Annotated in this window: 16 protein-coding genes and 3 tRNA genes; 17 read left to right on the top strand and 2 right to left on the bottom strand. The window is 59.5% G+C overall.

Annotated elements, in window-relative coordinates; genetic code table 11:
• Positions 1–24 precede the first annotated feature (24 nt).
• Positions 25–1,650 carry a response regulator gene (locus tag MGMAQ_RS21555; RefSeq protein ID WP_046021929.1) on the bottom strand — a complete coding sequence of 542 codons (1,626 nt, stop codon included), beginning with the start codon at positions 1,648–1,650 and terminating at the stop codon, positions 25–27.
• A gap of 294 nt (positions 1,651–1,944) precedes the next feature.
• Here MGMAQ_RS21555 and MGMAQ_RS13345 point away from each other — a divergent pair, with 294 nt between their 5' ends.
• Both MGMAQ_RS13345 and MGMAQ_RS13340 read left to right on the top strand, forming a co-directional pair.
• A complete protein-coding gene (locus MGMAQ_RS13345; protein ID WP_046021928.1) occupies positions 1,945–2,442 on the top strand; it encodes a response regulator in 498 nt (165 codons plus the stop codon).
• 323 nt (positions 2,443–2,765) lie between these two features.
• Positions 2,766–3,797, top strand: a complete 1,032-nt coding sequence (locus tag MGMAQ_RS13340) for an IS110 family transposase (protein WP_046021927.1) — start codon at positions 2,766–2,768, stop codon at positions 3,795–3,797.
• A 256-nt stretch (positions 3,798–4,053) separates the two neighbouring features.
• Here the strand turns inward: MGMAQ_RS13340 and rlmB are convergent, their stop codons facing one another.
• Positions 4,054–4,782, bottom strand: a complete 729-nt coding sequence (gene rlmB / locus MGMAQ_RS13335; protein WP_082085435.1) for a 23S rRNA (guanosine(2251)-2'-O)-methyltransferase RlmB — start codon at positions 4,780–4,782, stop codon at positions 4,054–4,056.
• 310 nt (positions 4,783–5,092) lie between these two features.
• On the opposite strand from rlmB, the gene MGMAQ_RS13330 reads away from it, so the two are divergent.
• The 15 genes from MGMAQ_RS13330 (at position 5,093) to rpsG (ending at position 21,263) form a co-directional block, all read left to right on the top strand.
• Positions 5,093–5,177 (top strand) — tRNA-Tyr (locus tag MGMAQ_RS13330).
• 54 nt (positions 5,178–5,231) lie between these two features.
• A tRNA-Gly gene (locus tag MGMAQ_RS13325) sits at positions 5,232–5,305 on the top strand.
• A 75-nt stretch (positions 5,306–5,380) separates the two neighbouring features.
• The gene (gene tuf, locus MGMAQ_RS13320) at positions 5,381–6,571 is read left to right on the top strand and encodes an elongation factor Tu (RefSeq protein WP_046021914.1); all 1,191 of its coding nucleotides are present in this window, start codon (positions 5,381–5,383) and stop codon (positions 6,569–6,571) included.
• 108 nt (positions 6,572–6,679) lie between these two features.
• Positions 6,680–6,755, top strand: a tRNA-Trp gene (locus MGMAQ_RS13315).
• A gap of 69 nt (positions 6,756–6,824) precedes the next feature.
• Entirely contained in the window at positions 6,825–7,022 is a 198-nt protein-coding gene (secE, locus tag MGMAQ_RS13310) for a preprotein translocase subunit SecE (RefSeq protein ID WP_046021926.1), read from the top strand.
• 4 nt (positions 7,023–7,026) lie between these two features.
• Positions 7,027–7,560 carry a transcription termination/antitermination protein NusG gene (nusG, locus tag MGMAQ_RS13305; protein WP_046021925.1) on the top strand — a complete coding sequence of 178 codons (534 nt, stop codon included), beginning with the start codon at positions 7,027–7,029 and terminating at the stop codon, positions 7,558–7,560.
• Between the two features lie 101 nt (positions 7,561–7,661).
• The gene (gene rplK / locus MGMAQ_RS13300) at positions 7,662–8,090 is read left to right on the top strand and encodes a 50S ribosomal protein L11 (RefSeq protein WP_046021924.1); all 429 of its coding nucleotides are present in this window, start codon (positions 7,662–7,664) and stop codon (positions 8,088–8,090) included.
• 4 nt (positions 8,091–8,094) lie between these two features.
• Positions 8,095–8,790, top strand: a complete 696-nt coding sequence (rplA, locus tag MGMAQ_RS13295; protein WP_046021923.1) for a 50S ribosomal protein L1 — start codon at positions 8,095–8,097, stop codon at positions 8,788–8,790.
• 305 nt (positions 8,791–9,095) lie between these two features.
• Entirely contained in the window at positions 9,096–9,614 is a 519-nt protein-coding gene (gene rplJ / locus MGMAQ_RS13290; protein ID WP_046021922.1) for a 50S ribosomal protein L10, read from the top strand.
• A gap of 51 nt (positions 9,615–9,665) precedes the next feature.
• Positions 9,666–10,046: a 50S ribosomal protein L7/L12 gene (gene rplL, locus MGMAQ_RS13285; protein ID WP_046021921.1), complete on the top strand. Its 381-nt coding sequence runs from the start codon at positions 9,666–9,668 to the stop codon at positions 10,044–10,046.
• A gap of 284 nt (positions 10,047–10,330) precedes the next feature.
• Positions 10,331–14,485 (top strand): DNA-directed RNA polymerase subunit beta, encoded by a 4,155-nt coding sequence (gene rpoB, locus MGMAQ_RS13280; protein WP_046021920.1) that lies wholly within the window; start codon positions 10,331–10,333, stop codon positions 14,483–14,485.
• A 27-nt stretch (positions 14,486–14,512) separates the two neighbouring features.
• Positions 14,513–18,718 (top strand): DNA-directed RNA polymerase subunit beta', encoded by a 4,206-nt coding sequence (gene rpoC / locus MGMAQ_RS13275; RefSeq protein ID WP_046021919.1) that lies wholly within the window; start codon positions 14,513–14,515, stop codon positions 18,716–18,718.
• A 117-nt stretch (positions 18,719–18,835) separates the two neighbouring features.
• Entirely contained in the window at positions 18,836–20,104 is a 1,269-nt protein-coding gene (locus MGMAQ_RS13270) for a hypothetical protein (RefSeq protein ID WP_046021918.1), read from the top strand.
• A gap of 304 nt (positions 20,105–20,408) precedes the next feature.
• Complete coding sequence (gene rpsL / locus MGMAQ_RS13265; RefSeq protein WP_046021917.1) at positions 20,409–20,780, top strand: 30S ribosomal protein S12; 372 nt, start codon at positions 20,409–20,411, stop codon at positions 20,778–20,780.
• Positions 20,781–20,792: 12 nt separating this feature from the next.
• Positions 20,793–21,263 (top strand): 30S ribosomal protein S7, encoded by a 471-nt coding sequence (gene rpsG / locus MGMAQ_RS13260; protein WP_046021916.1) that lies wholly within the window; start codon positions 20,793–20,795, stop codon positions 21,261–21,263.
• Positions 21,264–21,265 lie beyond the last annotated feature (2 nt).

Here is a 21,265-nt window from a genome sequence, read left to right as displayed (position 1 = left end):
TGCTTGGCGAATACCCTAAAGCCTCTAGCTCTTTCCCGGTGACGATCCGCCAAGCATGTTGGCCAATTGTTGCAACAGTTCGTCTTGGGACACGCTCTCGTCGCTATCCGGCGCCTTGGGCGCGGGCGGCGGCGGCTCGGGAATTTCCGAATTGCCGCTTAAGAACGACGCGGGACTGGCAGGTTGCTCCGGCGCGGCCGCTGCGGGAGCGGCCTGAGGTGCGGCCTGAGGTGCGCCCTGAGGTGCGCCCTGAGGTGCGCCCTGAGGTGCGCCCTGGGGTGCGGCCTGGGGGGCCGGTTGCGCCGCTAGTATTTCCTCGGGGGACGCGGCCAAGGGCGGCGGTGCGGCGGGCGCCGGTTGTGTGGCTTCCGGTGGCATGGCCTGGGGCGCCGCTGCGGATTCCGGTACCGGAGTCGGCGATGGCCCAGGTTGTGGGTCAGGTTGTGGGGCAGGTTGCGGCCCAGGTTGTTGCCCAGGTTGTTGCATACCGCCCTGCATCATGGTCCCCATCATCCCCATTAATTGCGACATCAGGTCTTCTTGGGATTGGGGTTGGTTGGCAGCAGGTTGCGGGGGCGCGGGTTGGGGTGCCACGGGAGCCGCTTGAGGCGCACCTTGGCCCAAGCCCAATTGGGCGAGCAGGTCATTTTGAGTCTGCGGTGGCGGCGCAGTCTGCGGCATCACCGGCGGCGCCATGGGCGGCGGAGGCGGCGGTGGGGCATAGGCCCCCCCCAACTGGCTCAGCAATTGATCCTGAGACGGAGGCGGGGCCGCATACTGAGGGGCTGCCGGTGGTGGCGGGGCCGCATACTGAGGGGCAGCCGGTGGTGGCGCGGTCTGCGGTGGCGGCGCGGCGGCGGGCGGTTCCTGCGGCCCCTCGTTCCCCTTCAACGGAATCACGCGGGCCGGTTTGTGCGGCAGCGTTTCCTTGGCGGAAAGATCACGGGGCCGCTGGCGGTAAAGCTTGTCAGGATCGGATTTGGTTTCCTTCGGTGTCGCCGCTGCCTTGGGGCGTGGCTTGCGGGCAGGGTCTTTCTTGGCTTCGGCGGTGGTGGCGGATTTGGGCGCGGCGGCGGCCTCCCGGGCCTTGGCCGCGGCTTGCTCCTTTTGCCGTTTGGCCTCGCGCTCGGCCTTGCGCGCGGCGTCCTGACGAGCGGATTCCTCTGGGTCGAGGATATTGGCGGACTTGCGGCTGACTTCCACTTTACGGGCAGCCGAAGCCCCGGCATCCTTGGCGACGACCTGGGCTTGGCGCCGCTGTTCAAAGATGTTGCCCAGCATCTCGAGCATCTTTTCACCGTCCACCGGCTTGGCCAGGAATCCCTGTACGCCGCATTGGGTCAGTTCCGGCTTCCGGCGGTTATTGAAATCCGGCCCGGTGACGACCAAAATCGCCGGAGATTTGAGGCCCTTGCGCGTGCGGGCCAGCGTGACCAATTGCATGATCTCGGCATTGGGAAAGAACTCGTCGATCAGGATAATATCGAAGTGGTCCTTGCGGAACAAAGCCTGCGCCTCGGGGATCCGCTTGGCCTGGGTGACTTCTTCCACCCCGGCCACCCGCATGATCATGCTGACCTGGAACAAGGTGCTCTGGGCCGACGGTGGGCAGGCGTAGAGCACATCTTTTTTGATGAGAGGTTTTGCCACTTATCCCGAAACTCCTTGGGGCGGCGGTGGGGCCGCTGGTTTGGATTTTTGACCCCCTTGGGCCGGGGGAAGGGACCACGATTGAGTATGCCATGATTTCAAGCCCGGTTCACCAGTCTAACCGCAAAGGGTTCATGAACGATGAATCCCGACAAAAAAGGCTATCAATCAGGATTGGTTGGTCAAAAAGCATTGCGTTGCCAAGGGGATCTTGGTTATAGGTGAATAGGCACCAATGGTTAATCATTTTAATAATACACTGGGAGCGAGGTGCCATGTGATCCGGAAACGTAGATGGAATCGTTAAATCTTCAGAATGTTACTTTTCTGTTGGTTGAGGACAATCGGTTCTCCGCCCGACTGGCTGTGTCGATTCTCAAGAATCTGAAAGTCGCTCGAGTCGAAGTGGTGCCCAGTGCCGAGGATGCCATTACGTTGCTGAGATCCGGATTTCAGCCCGACATTCTGCTCGTCGATTGGTTGTTGCCCAACATGAATGGCAGCGACTTCACAAAGCAGGTGCGCACCCGGGGCATCACCGCCAATGCCTATATCCCGATTATCATGATTACGTCCTGGTCGCGGATTGCCGTTATCGAAGGCGCCCGAGACAGCGGCATCAACGAGATCCTGGCCAAGCCGGTTTCGCCCCTGTCTCTTTATAATGCGGTGGTCAAGGTCATCATGAAACCTCGGCCTTTTGTGCGCTCGGCCACCTATTTCGGCCCCAACCGGCGCCGCTCCAATGACCCCAAGCGCACCGGACCCGATCGCCGGATGACCATCGAATAGATCTCGTCGTGTTTAATGCCAGTATAGTCGCGCCTGTCCACCGGGTCCGACCGGATCCGACAGGCGAAAGGCTGCAGAAGAAGTCCGATTTCGAGCGTCTGGCGACACATGCTTCGACACGCTCAGCATGAGAGCCTTTGACCTTTCAACATGTTAGCCTCACCCTGAGCTTGTCGAAGGGCGAGGCGGGCCGTAGGGCAACACTTTTTCAGATGGCGGTAATCGAGCAGTCAGGGATTGCCTAAACAGTCAGCTGGTCTCCACACTCGGTCTTGATCAAGTATCCGGGTCAATTCCTGGACATGGAACAGAGGAGACCAGCTATGGAGTATTTTGTTGGAATGGACGTATCGATGGCAAGCATTTCGATCTGTGAGATTGATGCAAAGGGAACCGTCATTCGCGAAGGCAAGGTGTCAAGCACACCCGAGGCGGTCGCCACTTGGCTCGAGGAAAGCGGGCGTGGCTTTGCGCGAATTGGGTTGGAAGCTGGCCCTCTGGCGCCTTGGCTGCCCGCAGGACTGTCCAGTCGGGGCCTCCCTGTGATTTGTATCGAGACCCGGCAAATGAAGGCCTTTGCCAGCGCCAGCCCAGTCAAGACGGACCGTCGCGACGCCCGCTTGATCAGCCAGGCGATGCGGACCGGTTTGTACCGCGCGACCCACGTCAAGACCGCGCGCAGTCAGGAGCTCCGGATGGTGCTGACCCATCGGGAGACCCTGGTTCATCAGGTCCGTCAGTTGTCCAATACGGTACGAGGAACATTGAAAGCTTTCGGCCTCAAGGTCGGTATGGCGCGCGGACGCCTTTTCGCGGCGCGGGTTCGGGAATTGACGGCTGATAACCCGCACCTCAGCGCAGCCGCCGAGCCGCTCTTGCTTGCGCGCCAAGCCTTGCTCGAACAACTCGACAAGCTCGACCGGCAGGTTCATGCCGCTGCGCGCGATGATAGCGTTTGCCGGCGCCTGATGACCGTTCCCGGCGTCGGCCCGGTTACCGCCCTCGCTTTCAGGACAGGACTCGACGTGCCGGAACGGTTTCAAAAGTCGGTCATGGTCGGCGCCCACTTCGGGCTTGTCCCACGCAGATACGCCTCGGGAGAGCAGGACCGAAGCGGCCCCATCAGCAAGTGCGGAGATGCCATGGTTCGTTGGCTTTTGTTCGAGGCCGCCAATGCACTTCTCACTCGAACCCGCCGTTGGTCCTGGCTCAAACACTGGGGGCTCGCGGTCGCCAAAAGGCGCGGGATGAAACGCGCCAAGGTAGCCGTTGCCCGGCGTCTCGCCGTAATCATGCATCGCATGTGGATCGACGGCACGGACTTCCAGTACCGCAAGGAGGAGACCGCCATCTAAACACAGCGAAAACCGAGATCGCCTGAAGGGCGGCCAGGACGCGTGGCGACGCGCGGGGCTCGGATGACAGCGCGCAGGCTGCAGTGGCGTAAGACCACGCTTTTCAGATTGCTGCACCCGATCCCCCTTGATCCCCATCATGCGGCGACGACGTCGACCGCGGACAGAAGCAAAGGGCGCCACATAACCCAGGTTCAAACCGACGGCTTGGAAATCAGCTTGACTCAAATGACTCGATTACAGAAGAAGCAGCCTGTTAGGCCGTTCGTCGCCGGGCAATTTCATATAGCGCAATCGCCGCTGCGTTGGACAAGTTCAGGCTTTCCACCGCGGAGGTCATGGGAATGCGGGCCAACAGGTCGCAGGTTTCACGGGTCAGCCGCCGCAGGCCATCTCCCTCGGACCCCATGACCAGCGCCGTGCGCCCGTTCAGATCAAGGGTCGGCAAATCTGAGTCCGCCCGGCCATCCAACCCGACACACCAAAACCCCGATTCTTTCAAGGTCCCTAAGGCGCGGGAGATATTGGGCACCTGGATCAGCGGCACCCGCTCCAGGGCCCCACAGGCGGCCTTGGCCATGACTCCGGTGACATCGGGTGCGTGGTGGCGGGGGAGAATCAGAGCGCGCGCGCCAAATGCCGCGGCCGAGCGCAACACAGCCCCGATATTGTGTGGGTCGTTGGCCCGATCCAGGACCACCACGAGAGCCTGGGAATCGTCGGCGCAGTCTCCGGCCAGATCTTCCACGAAACGTTCGGGCAGGGGGCGAATCAGGGCAGCCAATCCCTGATGCAAGGCGCCCTCGGGAAGAACCTGGGTTATCTCTCCGCGCGTCAGGGATTCCGGGTGCGGTCGATCCGGCAAGCTGGTCAGGGTCTTGAGCGCTTCGCTGGTGCCAATGAGCCGGAGCAACCGCCGGTCCGGGTTGGTCCAAGCCGCCTGTACGGGATGCGTGCCCCAAATCCAGGTTGCATCCCCCGCCATGGAAGATGCCGGTTTGCGGCGCTCCGCCCTGCGAGGTGGCGAAGGCGTGCCCAAGGGCTTGCCAGACGGCTTGCCAAGGGACTTACCTGGGGACTTGCCAGATTGATTCCGGGAGGCCGAACGGGGAGGGCGGGGACGTTTGCTCATGGCGCTTCTTTTAGCATGTCCGGCGGGGTTGGGGGAGGGGGTCGCGAAAACGCTAAAAATTGTGCGTTTCGCGGCGTTTGGAGTTGACAAGCCCCCCTCCTATCCCATAGACCGGGCTTCCGTTTGACCGGGTGCGGGAAACCGCATGTCCCAGATCGGTACCGGAGGGGTGCCCGAGTGGCTAAAGGGGACGGGCTGTAAACCCGTTGGCTATGCCTACGTTGGTTCGAATCCAACCCCCTCCACCATCGCTTTGGGGCATCGTTTTGGAACCGGGTGCCGACGGGCGGCAGGTTTGGTGCGCGGGTGTAGCTCAATGGTAGAGCTCCAGCCTTCCAAGCTGGCTACGTGGGTTCGATTCCCATCACCCGCTCCATCCGCCCCGCCGGGACATACGGACGAATTGAAGTTTGGACGTTTTTTTTAGGGCCAGGGAACGAGAGGCGCGACGATGTCGAAGGAAAAGTTTGAACGGAATAAGCCGCATTGCAACGTCGGTACGATTGGCCACGTTGATCATGGCAAGACGACGCTGACGGCGGCGATCACGAAGGTTCTGGCGGAAGCCAGCGGCGGTCAGGTTATGGCCTTTGACGAGATTGACAAGGCGCCGGAAGAGAAGGCGCGCGGCATCACGATTTCGACGGCTCACGTTGAATACGAGACCGATGCCCGCCACTACGCGCATGTTGATTGCCCGGGTCACGCGGATTATGTGAAGAACATGATCACGGGCGCGGCGCAGATGGACGGCGCGATCCTGGTCTGCTCGGCGGCGGATGGCCCGATGCCTCAGACCCGCGAGCACATTTTGTTGGCCCGCCAGGTTGGTGTTCCGGCGATCGTTGTTTACATGAACAAGGTTGACCAGGTTGACGACGAAGAGTTGTTGGAGCTGGTTGAGATGGAAATCCGCGAGCTGCTGAGCTCTTACGAGTTCCCTGGCGACGACATTCCGATTGTCAAGGGATCGGCGCTGGCTGCTTTGGAAGGCCGCGATCCGGAGATCGGCACGAACTCGATCATGGAACTGGCCAAGGCGATTGACGACTATATCCCGCAGCCGGAGCGTCCGAAGGATCAGCCGTTCTTGATGCCGATCGAAGACGTATTCTCGATCTCGGGCCGTGGCACGGTTGTGACCGGTCGCGTTGAGCGAGGCGTAGTCAAGGTGGGCGAGGAAATCGAGATTGTCGGTATCCGTCCGACCACCAAGACGACCTGTACGGGCGTTGAAATGTTCCGCAAGCTGCTTGATCAGGGCGAAGCAGGCGACAACATCGGCGCCTTGCTGCGCGGCACGAAGCGCGAAGACGTTGAGCGTGGCCAGGTTCTGTCGCATCCGGGCACGATCACGCCGCACACCAAGTTCAAGTGCGAGTGCTACATCCTGACCAAGGAAGAAGGTGGCCGTCACACGCCGTTTTTCTCCAACTATCGTCCGCAGTTCTACTTCCGGACGACGGACGTGACCGGAACCATCGAGCTGCCGGAAGGCACCGAGATGGTCATGCCGGGTGACAACATCGCAATGGTCGTCCAGTTGATCAATCCGATCGCCATGGATGAAGGCCTGCGCTTCGCCATTCGCGAAGGCGGTCGGACCGTCGGCGCCGGCGTCGTCGCCAGCATTATCGAATAACGCTTGGCGGGTGCCGCATTCGCGGTTATATAGGGCGGATGGATCCGATTTCGAGATCCAACCGCCCGTGCTCCCCGGACCGTTCGCGATCCGGGGTGAAGCAGTTGTAGGGGTATAGCTCAGCTGGTAGAGCGGCGGTCTCCAAAACCGCAGGTCCCGGGTTCGAACCCTGGTGCCCCTGCCATTTTCATGATTTTCGGCTCTGGCCGGAGATCCGGGGTGGTTGCCCCATCAGAGGACGAGAAGACCGAACATGGCCAAGACCAATCCGTCGCAGTTCTTGCGCGAGGTGCGCCAGGAAGGAGCCAAGGTAACTTGGCCGTCGCGCAAGGAAACCAGCATCACCACCGGCATGGTATTTGTCATGGTGATTTTGGCCGCGCTGTTTTTCCTGGTCGTTGACTGGGCGCTGTCGAGCGGCGTCAAGTTCATCTTCGGTCTGGGGGGCTGACGTCATGGCCTACCGTTGGTATGTGATTCACGTTTATTCGGGCTTCGAAAAGAAGGTGGCCCAGTCCATCGAGGAACAGATCCGCCAAAAGGGCATGGAAGACCTGTTTGAGCAAGTGCTGGTACCGACCGAGGAAGTGGTGGAAATGCGCCGCGGGGCGAAAGTCAACGCCGAGCGCAAGTTCTTCCCCGGCTACGTGCTGGCCAAGATGGAGATGACCGACGAATCCTGGCATTTGGTCAAGGAGACTCCGAAGGTAACCGGCTTCCTGGGCGGCGGCGGCGTTCGACCGATCCCGATCAGCGAGAAAGAGGCCCAACGGATCCTCAACCAGGTGCAAGAAGGCATTGAGCGGCCCAAGCCCTCCATCACCTTCGAGGTGGGCGAGCAGGTTCGAGTCAGCGACGGTCCCTTTACCTCGTTTAACGGCGTGGTCGAGGAAGTGGACGAGGAAAAGGCCCGGCTCAAGGTCGCGGTTTCCATCTTTGGCCGCTCGACTCCGGTGGACCTGGAATACGCTCAGGTCGAGAAGCTATAGGATTTTGAATTCCGTTCGGCGGCATGCCGGGCGGTCAAGCCGCGGGAGGCCCGCCATGGCCGTACCGCGAACCCAGTGACCACAGGAACTGAGGACAGATAATGGCAAAGAAGATCAGCGGCTATATCAAGCTGCAAATTGCTGCCGGTCAGGCGAATCCTTCGCCGCCGGTCGGCCCCGCGCTCGGTCAGGCCGGCGTGAACATCATGGAATTCTGCAAGGCGTTCAACGCCTCTACCCAGCAGATGGAACAGGGCATGCCCATTCCCGTGGTGATTACGGTCTATGCCGACAAGTCGTTTACATTCGTTACCAAATCGCCGCCCGCGAGCTTCTTCATCAAAAAGGCTGCCGGACTCTCGAAGGGATCCAGCAACCCGGGTGTGGAACTCAACGGAACAGTCACGGTCGAGCAGCTCCGCGAAATTGCCGAGCAGAAGAAAGCCGACCTGAACTCCAACGACGTGGAAGGCGCCGTGGCCATGCTGGCCGGGACCGCTCGCTCCATGGGCATTGAGGTATCGGAGTAGTACGATGGCGAAAAAAGGAAAGCGTTTGCGCAGTGCGGCCGAAGGCCTGGACCGCAATCAGCATTATGATCTCGCCGATGCGGTGAAGATGGTCAAGGAACGGGCCACTGCCAAATTCGACGAAACCGTGGAAATGGCGGTTTGCCTGGGCGTCGATCCGCGTCACGCCGACCAGATGGTCCGGGGCATGATCGCCCTGCCCAACGGCACCGGCAAGACCGTCCGCGTGGCGGTATTCGCCAAAGACGCCAAGGCCGAGGAGGCTACTGGTGCTGGCGCCGACTTGGTCGGCGCCGAGGACCTGGCCGAGAAAATCCAAAAGGGCGAGGCTGATTTCGATCGCTGCATCGCCACCCCGGACATGATGCCGGTGGTTGGTCGTCTGGGAAAAATCCTCGGCCCGCGCGGTCTGATGCCGAACCCCAAGCTGGGCACCGTGACCCCCAATGTGGCCGAAGCCGTGAAAGCGGCCAAAGGCGGACAGATCGAGTTCCGGGTCGAGAAGGCGGGCATCATCCATGCCGGGATCGGCAAAGCCAGCTTCACCGAGGCTCAGATCCTGGAAAATGCCCAGGCCCTGGTCAACGCGCTGAGCAAGGCCAAGCCCTCGGGCGCCAAGGGATCTTATTTCCTGCGCGCCACCTTGAGCTCTTCTCAGGGGCCGGGCGTCAAGTTGAACATCTCCAACCTGGTTGCCTGACCGGGACGGAAATCCGAATGCGCCGCCGGAGGTTTCCGGCGGTGTCAGGATCCTCTTTCGAGGATCCGACCTGTCCGAGACCGTGGGTGCCGAAGGGCCCGTTTGCCTGGAGGCTTAATCCTCGCAGAGCCCACGCAGACAGAGAGCAAACCGTTGACAGGATCGCGCTTCGCCGCCCCTTGAAACGGCTTGGACTGCTGCTCTGGACAGGATGAACCGGGCTCCTCCGGCAACGGGGGAACCTTAAGTCCTAAACGTCCCCGAAGGTTTCGGCCGGAAGGGACACCGTGCAACGGAGACGAACCGTGGACCGCACTGAGAAGCAGGAACTGGTCGCTTCAATGCATCAGACGTTCGGGGATACGTCCCTCGTCGTCGTCACCCACTTTACAGGGATGACGGTGAGCGAGTTGACCGACCTCCGCGCGAAGATGCGTGAAGCGGGCGCCCAATTCCAAGTGACGAAAAATCGGCTCACCCGTCTCGCCCTCGAAGGAACCGACTACGAGGGATTGAAGGACATGTTCACCGGCCCCACCGCCATGGCTTACTCGGAAGATCCGGTAGCCGCGGCCAAGGTCGCTGTGGAGTTCGCCAAGAAGAACGACAAGCTCGTTGTTCTCGGTGGCTCGCTGGGAAACCAGCTCCTCGATTCCGATGGGGTGAAAGCCCTGGCCTCGCTGCCGTCTTTGGACGAACTGCGCGGCAAGCTCGTCGGCCTTCTCGCCGCCCCGGCCACCAAGGTGGCTGGTGTACTGCAAGCTCCCGCCGGGCAACTGGCGCGTGTTTTCGGTGCATACGGTGAAAAGGGTGAAGCTGCCTGACCGATTGAGACGTACTTATAGTCCAAGCCATGCCAATAGGAGTGTTTTGTAATGGCCGATCTTGAGAAAATTGCCGAAGAACTGTCCGCACTGACCGTGCTGGAAGCCGCCGAATTGTCCAAGCTGCTGGAAGACAAGTGGGGCGTGTCCGCCGCCGCTGCTCCGGTGGCCGTGGCCGCCATGCCCGGTGCCGCCGGTGGTGGCGAAGCCGCCGAGGAAAAGACCGAGTTTGATGTCATCCTGACTTCTGCTGGTGAGAAGAAGATCAATGTCATCAAGGAAGTCCGGGCCATCACCGGTCTTGGCCTGAAAGAAGCCAAGGACCTGGTCGAAGGCGCCCCGAAGCCCGTCAAGGAAGGCGTGCCCAAGGACGAAGCCGAAGAGCTGAAGAAGAAGCTCGAAGCAGCTGGCGCTGGCGTCGAAGTCAAGTAAGCAGGGTTTTCCCTGTGACCATCGGCTGCCTGGCAGCCGAAACATCAAATTCCGGAGGGTGGTGTTCCAAGGCGGGCACCGACCTCCGGCTATTGGTTTAGAAATTCTTCAACCCTATCCGGGCAGGATTGGCCGCGCCGAGGCCGGGAGGCCGGATGGGGATGGACAGGAAAGCCGATTAATCGGGGCCGACCTGTCCGCAAAGGACCCTCTGGGTCACGGTGTCCGACAACGGCGGTCGGGACCGAAACCCGGACGTGTAACCTGCCAGGCGAGGAGCCTCCATGAGTAATTCCTTCACCGGTCACAATCGTATTCGCAAGAGCTTTGGGCGCATCCCCGTGGTCGCCCCGATGCCGAACCTGATCGAGGTCCAAAAGACTTCCTATGAATGTTTCCTGCAACGCGACACGCCGGTCGCAGAGCGCACCGAAAGTGGTTTGCAGGAAGTTTTGAAGTCGGTTTTCCCGATCAATGACTTCTCCGAGCGCGGCACGCTCGAGTTCGTATCCTATGAATTCGAAGAGCCCAAGTACGACGTGGAGGAATGCCAGCAACGGGGCATGACCTACTCGGCGCCGCTCAAGGTCACCCTGCGGTTGGTGGTCTGGGACGTGGACGAGGAAACCGGGGCCCGCTCCGTGCGTGATATCAAGGAACAAGACGTCTATATGGGCGACATGCCTTTGATGACCGCCAACGGTACCTTCGTGGTCAACGGCACCGAGCGCGTGATCGTCTCGCAGATGCACCGCTCTCCGGGCGTGTTCTTCGATCACGACAAGGGCAAGACCCATTCCTCGGGCAAATATCTGTTTGCCGCCCGGGTGATTCCCTATCGCGGTTCCTGGCTCGACTTCGAGTTTGATGCCAAGGATCTGGTCTATGTGCGCATCGACCGCCGTCGCAAGCTGCCTGTCACCACCTTGCTGTTGGCCCTGATGGCCGATGGTCCGGCGGAAGGCGAGAACCTGGGCGAAGAGACCCGGCGCACCGGCGGCATGAGCCCCGAGCAGATTCTCAACTTCTTCTACGACACGGTCTCCTTCACCAAGGGCGCCAAGGGTTGGAAGACCGCTTTTGACGCCAAGCGTTTGGCCGGCACCAAGATGGCCTTTGACTTGGTGGATGCCAACACCGGCGACGTGGTTGCCGAAATCGGTAAAAAGATGACCCCGCGTCTGGCGCGCAAGCTGACCGAAGCGGGCATGACGGAACAGCTGATTTCCCTGGAAGAACTGGTCGGTCGCTACATTGCACAAGACCTGATCAACGAGGAAACCGGCGAACTGTTCTGCGAAGCCGGTGACGAACTGACCGAAGAGATCCTGGAGATCCTGGAAAAGGCCGGAATCACTGAAATCCCGACCCTGGCCATTGATCATATCAATGTGGGTCCCTACATCCGCAATACCCTGGCCATCGACAAAAACACCACCCGCGAAGAGGCCCTGATCGATATCTACCGGGTCATGCGGCCGGGCGAACCGCCGACCTTGGATACGGCGGAGAACCTGTTTGGTGGGTTGTTCTTTGATTCCGAACGTTATGACCTGTCACCGGTAGGCCGGGTGAAGATGAACTCGCGCCTCGGCTTTGAAACCGAAGACACCCTACGCACCCTGCGCAGCGAGGATATCCTCGAAGTGGTTAAGGTGCTGGTGGAGCTTAAGGACGGCAAGGGCGAGATCGACGACATTGATCACCTGGGCAACCGTCGTGTGCGGTCGGTCGGCGAACTGATGGAAAATCAGTATCGGGTCGGTCTGCTGCGCATGGAACGGGCCATCAAGGAACGCATGAGTTCCGTCGATATTGATACGGTGATGCCGCACGACCTGATCAATGCCAAGCCCGCTGCCGCCGCGGTGCGCGAGTTCTTCGGATCGTCGCAGCTTAGCCAGTTCATGGATCAGACCAACCCGCTGTCGGAAATCACCCACAAACGGCGCCTGTCGGCTCTCGGCCCGGGCGGTCTGACCCGCGAGCGCGCCGGGTTCGAGGTGCGTGATGTGCATCCGACGCATTATGGTCGCATTTGTCCCATTGAGACGCCTGAAGGCCCCAACATCGGCCTGATTAACTCGCTGGCCACTTATGCCCGGGTCAATCAATACGGCTTCATCGAAAGCCCCTACCGGAAAGTGGTGGACGGCAAGGTTTCCGACGACGTCATGTACATGTCGGCCATGCAAGAGGGCAAATTCGCCATCGCCCAGGCCAATACGGAACTGGCCGAGGACGGTAGCTTTGTCCAAGACCTGGTCAGCGTGCGTCAGGCGGGCGATTACCACATGGCGCCTTCCACCGATATCGACCTGATGGACGTGTCGCCGAAGCAGCTTGTGTCCGTGGCCGCGGCGCTCATTCCATTCTTGGAAAACGACGACGCCAACCGCGCCCTGATGGGATCGAACATGCAGCGTCAGGCCGTGCCGCTGATCAAGGCCGAAGCGCCGTTGGTTGGTACCGGCATGGAACAGGCCGTGGCTCGAGACTCCGGGGCGTCCATCGTCGCCAAGCGATCCGGCATCGTCGATCAGATCGACGGAACCCGTATCGTGGTGCGTGCCACGGAAGAAACCTCGCACTCGGCGGCGGGCGTCGACATCTACAATCTGCTGAAGTTCCAGCGTTCCAACCAAAACACCTGCATCAACCAGCGGCCGCTGGTGAAGGTCGGTGACCGGGTGACCCAGGGCGAGATTATCGCCGATGGTCCTTCTACCGAGCTTGGTGAATTGGCTTTGGGGCGGAACGTGCTGGTCGCGTTCATGCCATGGAATGGTTACAACTTCGAGGATTCCATCCTGATCTCCGAGCGCATCGTCCGCGACGACGTGTTCACCTCGATCCATATCGAGGAATTCGAGGTCATGGCCCGCGATACGAAACTGGGCCAAGAGGAAATCACCCGCGACATTCCCAATGTGGGTGAAGAAGCGCTGAAGAATATGGACGAGGCGGGCATCGTGTATATCGGTGCCGAAGTCAAGCCGGGCGATATTCTGGTCGGCAAGGTGACGCCCAAAGGCGAATCCCCGATGACTCCGGAAGAAAAGCTGCTGCGGGCCATCTTCGGCGAAAAGGCTTCCGATGTGCGCGACACGTCGCTGCGTTTGCCACCGGGCGTCGCCGGTACCATCGTCGAGGTGCGGGTGTTCTCGCGCCGGGGCGTGGACAAGGACGAACGCGCCCTGGCCATCGAGCGGGCCGAAATCGACCGCTTGGCCAAGGATCGGGACGATGAACGGGATATTCTGGAGCGCAGCTTCAGAACCCGCTTGCAGGCTCTGATCATGGGTAAAACCGTGAGCGGCGGTCCCAATGGCGTCAAGGCCGGGGACACCATTACCGACGAGTTGCTGGCCGGTGTGGAGGCCCGCGAATGGGGTAAAATCGTCCTCGACGATGACAACATCATGGCCGATGTGGAAGCCCTGCGCACGCACACCGATGAGAGCGTCGAAGTACTCAACAAACGCTTCGAGAACAAGGTCGAGAAGCTACAGCGTGGTGACGAACTGCCGCCGGGCGTGATGAAGATGGTCAAGGTCTTCGTTGCGGTGAAGCGCAAGCTCCAGCCGGGCGACAAGATGGCAGGACGTCATGGCAACAAGGGTGTGATCTCCAAGATCAATCCCATCGAGGACATGCCTTTCCTGGAAGACGGCACCCATGTGGACGTGGTGCTCAACCCCTTGGGCGTGCCATCGCGCATGAACGTGGGGCAGATCCTCGAAACCCATCTGGGCTGGGCCTGTAACGGCATCGGACGCCAGATTGGTGACATGCTAGACGCCATCAAGCTCGGCTTGGCGGACGACGAACCGCTGCGCGAGAAGTTGGCCGATGTGTACGGTCAGGACGTCTATAAGCAGAGCATCGAACATCTGGATCAGCCGCAACTGATCGATATGTCCAAGAATTTGCGCAACGGCATCACCATCGCCACGCCGGTGTTTGATGGTGCCCGCGAGCCGGACATCGTCAAGATGCTGGAAAAAGCCAACCTGCCCGCATCCGGACAGATGGATCTGTGGGATGGCCGGACCGGCGAGAAGTTTGATCGGGCGGTGACTGTCGGCTACATCTATATGCTGAAGCTGCATCACTTGGTGGATGACAAGATCCACGCTCGGTCTATCGGCCCGTACTCGCTGGTCACCCAGCAGCCGCTGGGCGGCAAGGCCCAATTCGGCGGACAGCGGTTCGGCGAAATGGAGGTCTGGGCTTTGGAAGCCTATGGTGCCGCCTATACCCTGCAGGAAATGCTCACGGTCAAATCGGATGACGTCTCCGGTCGGACCAAGGTCTATGAGGCCATCGTCCGAGGGGACGATACCTTCGAGGCGGGCATCCCTGAGTCCTTCAACGTGTTGGTCAAGGAATTGCACTCGCTCGGCTTGAACGTCGAGCTTCTGCAAAGCGAAATCTGATCGACCGGCACAAGAGGAGACACGAACATGAATGAATTGATGAAGCTGTTCGGACAGGTGTCCGGGACCCAGCGGTTCGACAAGATCAAGATTTCCATCGCCTCACCGGAACGGATCCGTTCCTGGTCTTTCGGGGAAATCAAGAAGCCTGAAACCATCAACTACCGGACCTTCAAGCCGGAGCGGGACGGCCTGTTCTGCGCCCGGATTTTTGGTCCGATCAAGGACTATGAATGCTTGTGCGGCAAGTACAAGCGGATGAAATACAAGGGCATCACCTGTGAAAAGTGCGGCGTCGAGGTCACTTTGACCAAGGTGCGGCGCGAGCGCATGGGCCATATCGAACTGGCCAGCCCGGTGGCTCACATCTGGTTCTTGAAGTCGTTGCCGTCACGCATCGGCTTGTTGATGGATATGACCTTGAAGGACTTGGAGCGTATCCTCTACTTCGAGAACCATGTGGTCATGGAGCCGGGCCTGACCCCGCTGAAGCAGCATGAGCTGCTCAGCGAGGAACAGTATCAGTCGGCCGTCGACGAGTATGGCGAGGATGCCTTCACCGCCGGGATCGGCGCCGAGGCGATCAAGGAAATGCTGTCGCAGATTGATCTGGAAGACGAACTGGATCAGGTCCGCATCGATTTGAAGGAGACCTCTTCGGAAGCCCGCCGCAAGAAGCTGGTCAAGCGTCTGAAGCTGGTCGAGGCCTTCTTGGAATCCGGCGCCCGTCCGGAATGGATGATCCTCGACGTTGTCCCGGTCATTCCGCCGGAACTGCGTCCGCTGGTGCCTTTGGATGGGGGCCGCTTTGCGACCTCCGATCTGAACGATCTGTACCGGCGCGTCATCAACCGCAACAACCGCCTTAAAAGGCTGATCGAACTGCGGGCCCCGGAAATCATCGTGCGCAATGAAAAGCGCATGTTGCAGGAATCGGTGGATGCCCTGTTCGACAACGGTCGTCGCGGTCGGGCCATCACCGGCGCCAACAAGCGTCCGCTGAAGTCCCTGTCCGATATGCTCAAGGGCAAGCAAGGCCGCTTCCGGCAGAACCTGCTCGGCAAGCGCGTCGACTACTCCGGGCGGTCGGTGATCGTGGTGGGTCCCGATCTGATGCTGCATCAGTGCGGACTCCCCAAGAAGATGGCCTTGGAACTGTTCAAGCCGTTCATCTACTCAAAGCTGGAACTCTACGGCATGGCCACCACCATCAAGGCGGCCAAACGCATGGTGGAAAAGGAACGTCCCGAGGTTTGGGATATTCTCGAAGAGGTGATCCGTGAGCATCCGGTGATGCTCAACCGGGCGCCGACCTTGCACCGTCTGGGCATCCAGGCCTTCGAACCGAAGCTGATCGAGGGCAAGGCCATCCAGCTGCATCCGCTAGTCTGCACCGCGTTCAACGCCGACTTCGACGGTGACCAGATGGCGGTTCATGTGCCGTTGTCCTTGGAGGCGCAGTTGGAAGCTCGCGTGCTGATGATGTCCACCAACAACATCCTCAGCCCCGCCAATGGCAAACCGATTATCGTGCCGTCGCAGGATATCGTGCTGGGTCTTTATTATATGACCTTGATGCGCGAGGACGAAAAGGGCGAGGGCATGGCCTTTGCCGACATGGGCGAAATGCAACAGGCCCTGGACATGGGTGCCGTGAGCTTGCATGCCCAGATCACGGCCCGTTATCACACCTTTGACGAAGACGGCAATCCGGTGGTGCAGCGTGTCACCACCACGCCGGGACGCCTGATGGTGTCCGAGTTGCTGCCCAAGACCGCCAAGACTCCCTTTGATTTGGTCAACAAGCTGCTGACCAAGAAGGAAATCTCCAACGTCATGGATGCGGTCTACCGGCACTGTGGTCAAAAGGAATCGGTGATCTTCGCCGACAAGCTGATGGGGCTGGGCTTCAAACAGGCCTGCGTCGCCGGTATTTCCTTTGGCAAGGACGACCTAGTGGTTCCCGACGAGAAGGAAGTGCTGGTCGGCGATACCGAGACCAGCGTCAAGGAGTTCGAGCAGCAGTATCAGGACGGCCTGATTACGCAGGGCGAAAAGTACAACAAGGTGGTTGATGCCTGGTCCCACTGCACCGACGCCGTGGCCGACGCCATGATGAAGGAGATCCAGCGCGACAAGAAAGGCGAGCCGGTAAACTCCGTTTACATGATGGCCCACTCAGGGGCCCGTGGTTCGCCCGCCCAGATGAAGCAGCTGGCCGGGATGCGCGGACTGATGGCCAAGCCGGATGGCTCGATCATCGAAACGCCGATTATCTCGAACTTTAAGGAAGGCCTGACCGTGTTGGAGTACTTCAACTCCACCCACGGCGCTCGTAAGGGGCTGGCCGATACCGCCTTGAAGACGGCTAATTCCGGGTACCTCACCCGCCGTCTGGTGGACGTGGCTCAGGACTGCATCATCACCGAGCACGATTGCGGGACGGACAAGTACCTCACCGCTCAGGCGCTCATCGAAGGCGGTGATGTGGTGGTTCCCTTGGCCGATCGTATCCTGGGTCGCTCCGCGTCCGAGGACATCATCAATCCGGAAACCGGAGAGGTGATGGTGGCAGCGGGCGAGTTGATCCACGAAAAAGAAGCCGATGCCATCGAGGCTGTCGGAATCGAAACGGTGAAAATCCGGTCGGTGCTGACTTGTAAGTCTCAGGTCGGTGTCTGCGGCACCTGTTATGGTCGCGATCTGGCGCGTGGGACGCCGGTGAACATGGGCGAGGCGGTCGGTGTCATCGCCGCCCAGTCCATTGGCGAGCCAGGTACCCAGCTGACCATGCGGACCTTCCACATCGGCGGGGCCGCGCAGCGGGGCGCCGAACAATCGAAGATCGAAGCCTCCTATGACGGTAAAGTGAAGTTGGAAAACTGTACCACCGTTAAAGACAGTGCCGGTGTTTCGGTGGTCATGAGCCGGAATGCGGAAATGGTGCTGACCGATGAAACCGGGCGTGAAAAGGCCCGTCACCGGGTGGCCTACGGTACCAAGCTGGTCGTGGGTGAAGGTCAGGATGTGGAGCGCGGTGACAAGCTCGCCGAATGGGATCCCTACACCTTGCCGATCATCACCGAGAAGGATGGTATCATCAACTTCATGGATATGGTCGAAGGCCTGTCCATGACCGAGGTGGTCGATGAGGCGACCGGCCTGTCATCGAAGGTGGTGACTGACTGGAAGCAACAGCCGCGCGGTTCGGACTTGAAGCCGCGGATTACCCTGCGTGATGATGCCGGGGAACTCCTGACCCTGGATAATGGCCTGGAGGCCCGCTACTTCATGTCGGTGGATGCCATTCTGTCGGTGGAGAACGGACAAAAGGTTCATGCGGGCGACGTGCTGGCGCGTATTCCGCGTGAATCGGCCAAGACCCGTGATATCACCGGTGGTCTGCCGCGGGTGGCGGAGCTGTTTGAGGCCCGTAAACCGAAGGACCACGCGATCATCTCGGACATCGACGGTCGTGTTGAGTTCGGCAAGGACTATAAGAACAAGCGCCGTATCCTTGTCGCGCCGGAAGCCGAGGATGAGGATCCCCGCGAATACCTGATCCCCAAGGGCAAACATATCTCGGTGCAGGAAGGCGACTTCGTGCGGCGGGGCGATCCCTTGATGGATGGTAACCCGGTGCCGCATGATATCCTGCGGGTGATGGGGGTCGAAGCCTTGGCCGAGTACCTCATCAACGAAATCCAGGACGTCTATCGACTCCAGGGCGTGAAAATCAATGACAAGCACATTGAGGTGATCGTTCGCCAAATGCTGCAAAAGGTCGAAGTCATGGAGCCCGGAGACACCACCTTCTTGGTGGGCGAACTGGTGGATCGGATCGAATTCGCCGTGGCCAATCAGAAAGTGGTTGACGCGGGCGAGAAGCCGGCCGCCGCCGAACCGGTGCTACAAGGCATCACCAAGGCATCCTTGCAGACCCACTCCTTCATCTCTGCCGCTTCCTTCCAGGAGACCACCAGAGTGCTCACAGAGGCCTCGGTCTCTGGCAAGGAGGATACCCTGCTAGGCCTGAAGGAGAACGTCATCGTTGGACGCCTGATCCCGGCCGGGACGGGAAGCGTGATGAACCGCTTCCGTCAGGTGGCTGCCGACCGTGATCGCGAACTGGCGGCACAGCAGCAAGAAGAGGACGACGAACTGTCGTTGCCCATCGGGACTCTTCCCGAAGAAGCCGCCGACGACGCCTTTGCGCCGCCGACGGAGGAGTAATCTCCCCCGTTATGGTGGATAAATAGAGGGCCGGAGGGAAACTTCCGGCCCTAAATTATTTGGGGAATAGTAAACTGGTGTACACTACCTCCGCTCTGGATGGATGGAGGATTTTTGATGTGCCAGAAAGTATTCATGCCGCTCCTGATATGTCTATGGGTTATCCTACCCGGCACGGCCTGGACCGCCGAGGACAATGGTCAAGAGAGCCCCGGCAATCGCCTCTACCGCTTATTGGAGGAACTGGCGGCGCAGAAGGATCCAGACGAAAAACTGGTCAAGGTCGAGGAAATCCTATCAGTTCTAAGCAATAATAAAACGAATCATATGACGCCCTTCGCTTACCGTGGTGTTGCGCTAGTCTTTGAAGAACAAGGGTATATGAGAGAGGCGGTGAACGCCTATGTCGCATCCGTTCTTGCTGCCAAAGAGGCAATAAACGATGGGCCCATGTCGGGGCACCACGTTTTCGAGGCTGCGGGTAGGTCAATTACTAGCATATTTGAACTGGGATGGCCGGACGATGCCCGGAATGCAGCTGAGATTTTGAAGCAGTCCATTCCAGCGCTTCCCAAGCTGGTACACCGGCACGTCGCTCTTGGCAATCTGGCGCAAATCCAAGTTCAAATCAATGACCGGGAGGGGGCGGCGAAAACCTATGCCTTCAACGAAGAATTGATCATGAGATCGGAGGGATACGACGGTGTTGAACCCAAAACGGTGGCTTACTCGGCGACCAAGTTGGCTCAGTACCGATTGGAAGATGGTTTCGAAGAACAAGCCTTGCGTGGGCTGGCTCGCCTCGAGGCCTACGTGGAAGAGCATCCGGAGATATTTATCGGGTACGGATTCGAGCGCCTGATCACCATTCCCAGGGCCTACAATAGGAAGGTGGCGAAGCAGCTGAACAAGCGTCTTGGCGATCTCACATCCGACGCAGACCGTTCTAATGTTGCAACATTGATCGGATACACTCTGAGCAAGACCGATCCCAAGGAGGCGCTAGCTGCCTTCAGGGTCATGGAAAGTTATGCCGAAAGTTCGTCGGACCCGAGGACTGTTCTGAAGAGAAATGCCTACTTGTCGCGGTGGCAGTGCACCGCAGGAGAGTTGGAATTGTCAAAGCGGTCGGCGGATCGCGCCATCCAAGGCCTCAAATCGGCGGATTTCATCGAATTATTTCGAGAAAACTATGACTATACAAAAGACATTGCAGGCCTCCTTCTGTGCGGAGAATGGGATGTTGTCTACCCATTTGCCAAGGCCTACGTGAAATCAAACAACAACGTGTCGGAAAAACTTATTCTCGACGATGCCATTTATATGGCGGAGAAACTGGCGTTACGCGAGCGGATAAAGCTACTGCGTGCCCAAGGAATTCGATGAATCACATTCAGCTTGTTCCATATAGATCGAGGGTGAGGTCTACCTTACCCGAATCCGTGTCAATCTTCCCTTGACTGAAACACGACTCGCTCATATGATCCGCGCCTCATCCAAGGGGGTTGGTGGTGGCTCCGTTCGCGAGTCAGACGCAACCCGCCGGATTGAACGAGAAAATTTGGGTTTCAACCCTCCGTGCATTTGGTCCGAACCGGGATTCGTTTTCGGTAAGGGGGCCTTTGCCCTATTGGGCTGTACGGAGGAAGTCGGGGCGCCACAGCGCGCCAACGCGTAGAGGAAGGTTTGCATGCCTACCATTAACCAGTTGATCCGCAAGCCGCGGAAGGACAAACCGGTCCACAACAAGGTGCCGGCCATGGAGGCCTGCCCGCAGAAGCGTGGTGTTTGTACCCGCGTCTACACGACGACCCCGAAGAAGCCGAACTCGGCCCTTCGTAAGGTGGCGCGTGTGCGGTTGACCAACGGCTTCGAAGTTACCTCCTATATTCCTGGCGAGGGTCATAACCTCCAGGAGCACTCGGTGGTTATGATCCGTGGCGGTCGTGTCAAGGATTTGCCCGGCGTGCGTTATCACATCATTCGCGGTGTTCTCGATACCCAAGGTATCGGTGATCGTCGCCAGCGCCGGTCGAAATACGGCGCCAAGCGTCCGAAGTAAGGAGATCAAAGCATGTCTCGTCGTCATCGCGCCGAAAAACGTGAGATCCTCCCGGACGCCAAGTATGGTGACGTGGTGCTCACGAAGTTTATCAATAGCTTCATGCTGGATGGCAAGAAGTCCGCGTCGGAAAAGATCATCTACGGCGCTCTCGATATGATCGAGAAAAAGACCGGCCAGGAACCCGTCAAGGTGTTCCATGAGGCCCTGGACAACGTGAAGCCGGCCGTTGAGGTCCGATCTCGCCGCGTCGGTGGTGCCACCTATCAGGTGCCCGTCGAAGTGCGTTCCGACCGTCGTCAGGCACTGGCCATTCGTTGGCTGGTGGACATGACCCGCAAGCGGTCCGAAAACACCATGACCGAGCGTCTGTCCGGCGAATTGCTGGATGCCGCCCAGGGACGTGGCGCAGCCGTGAAGAAGCGGGAAGACACCCATCGGATGGCAGAGGCCAACAAGGCCTTCTCCCATTACCGATGGTAATC

The sequence above is a fragment of the Magnetospira sp. QH-2 genome, assembly GCF_000968135.1.
GTDB lineage: Bacteria > Pseudomonadota > Alphaproteobacteria > Rhodospirillales > Magnetospiraceae > Magnetospira.
Note: the sequence above shows the minus strand (reverse complement) of the source record. Positions and strands in the feature narration are given on the sequence as shown.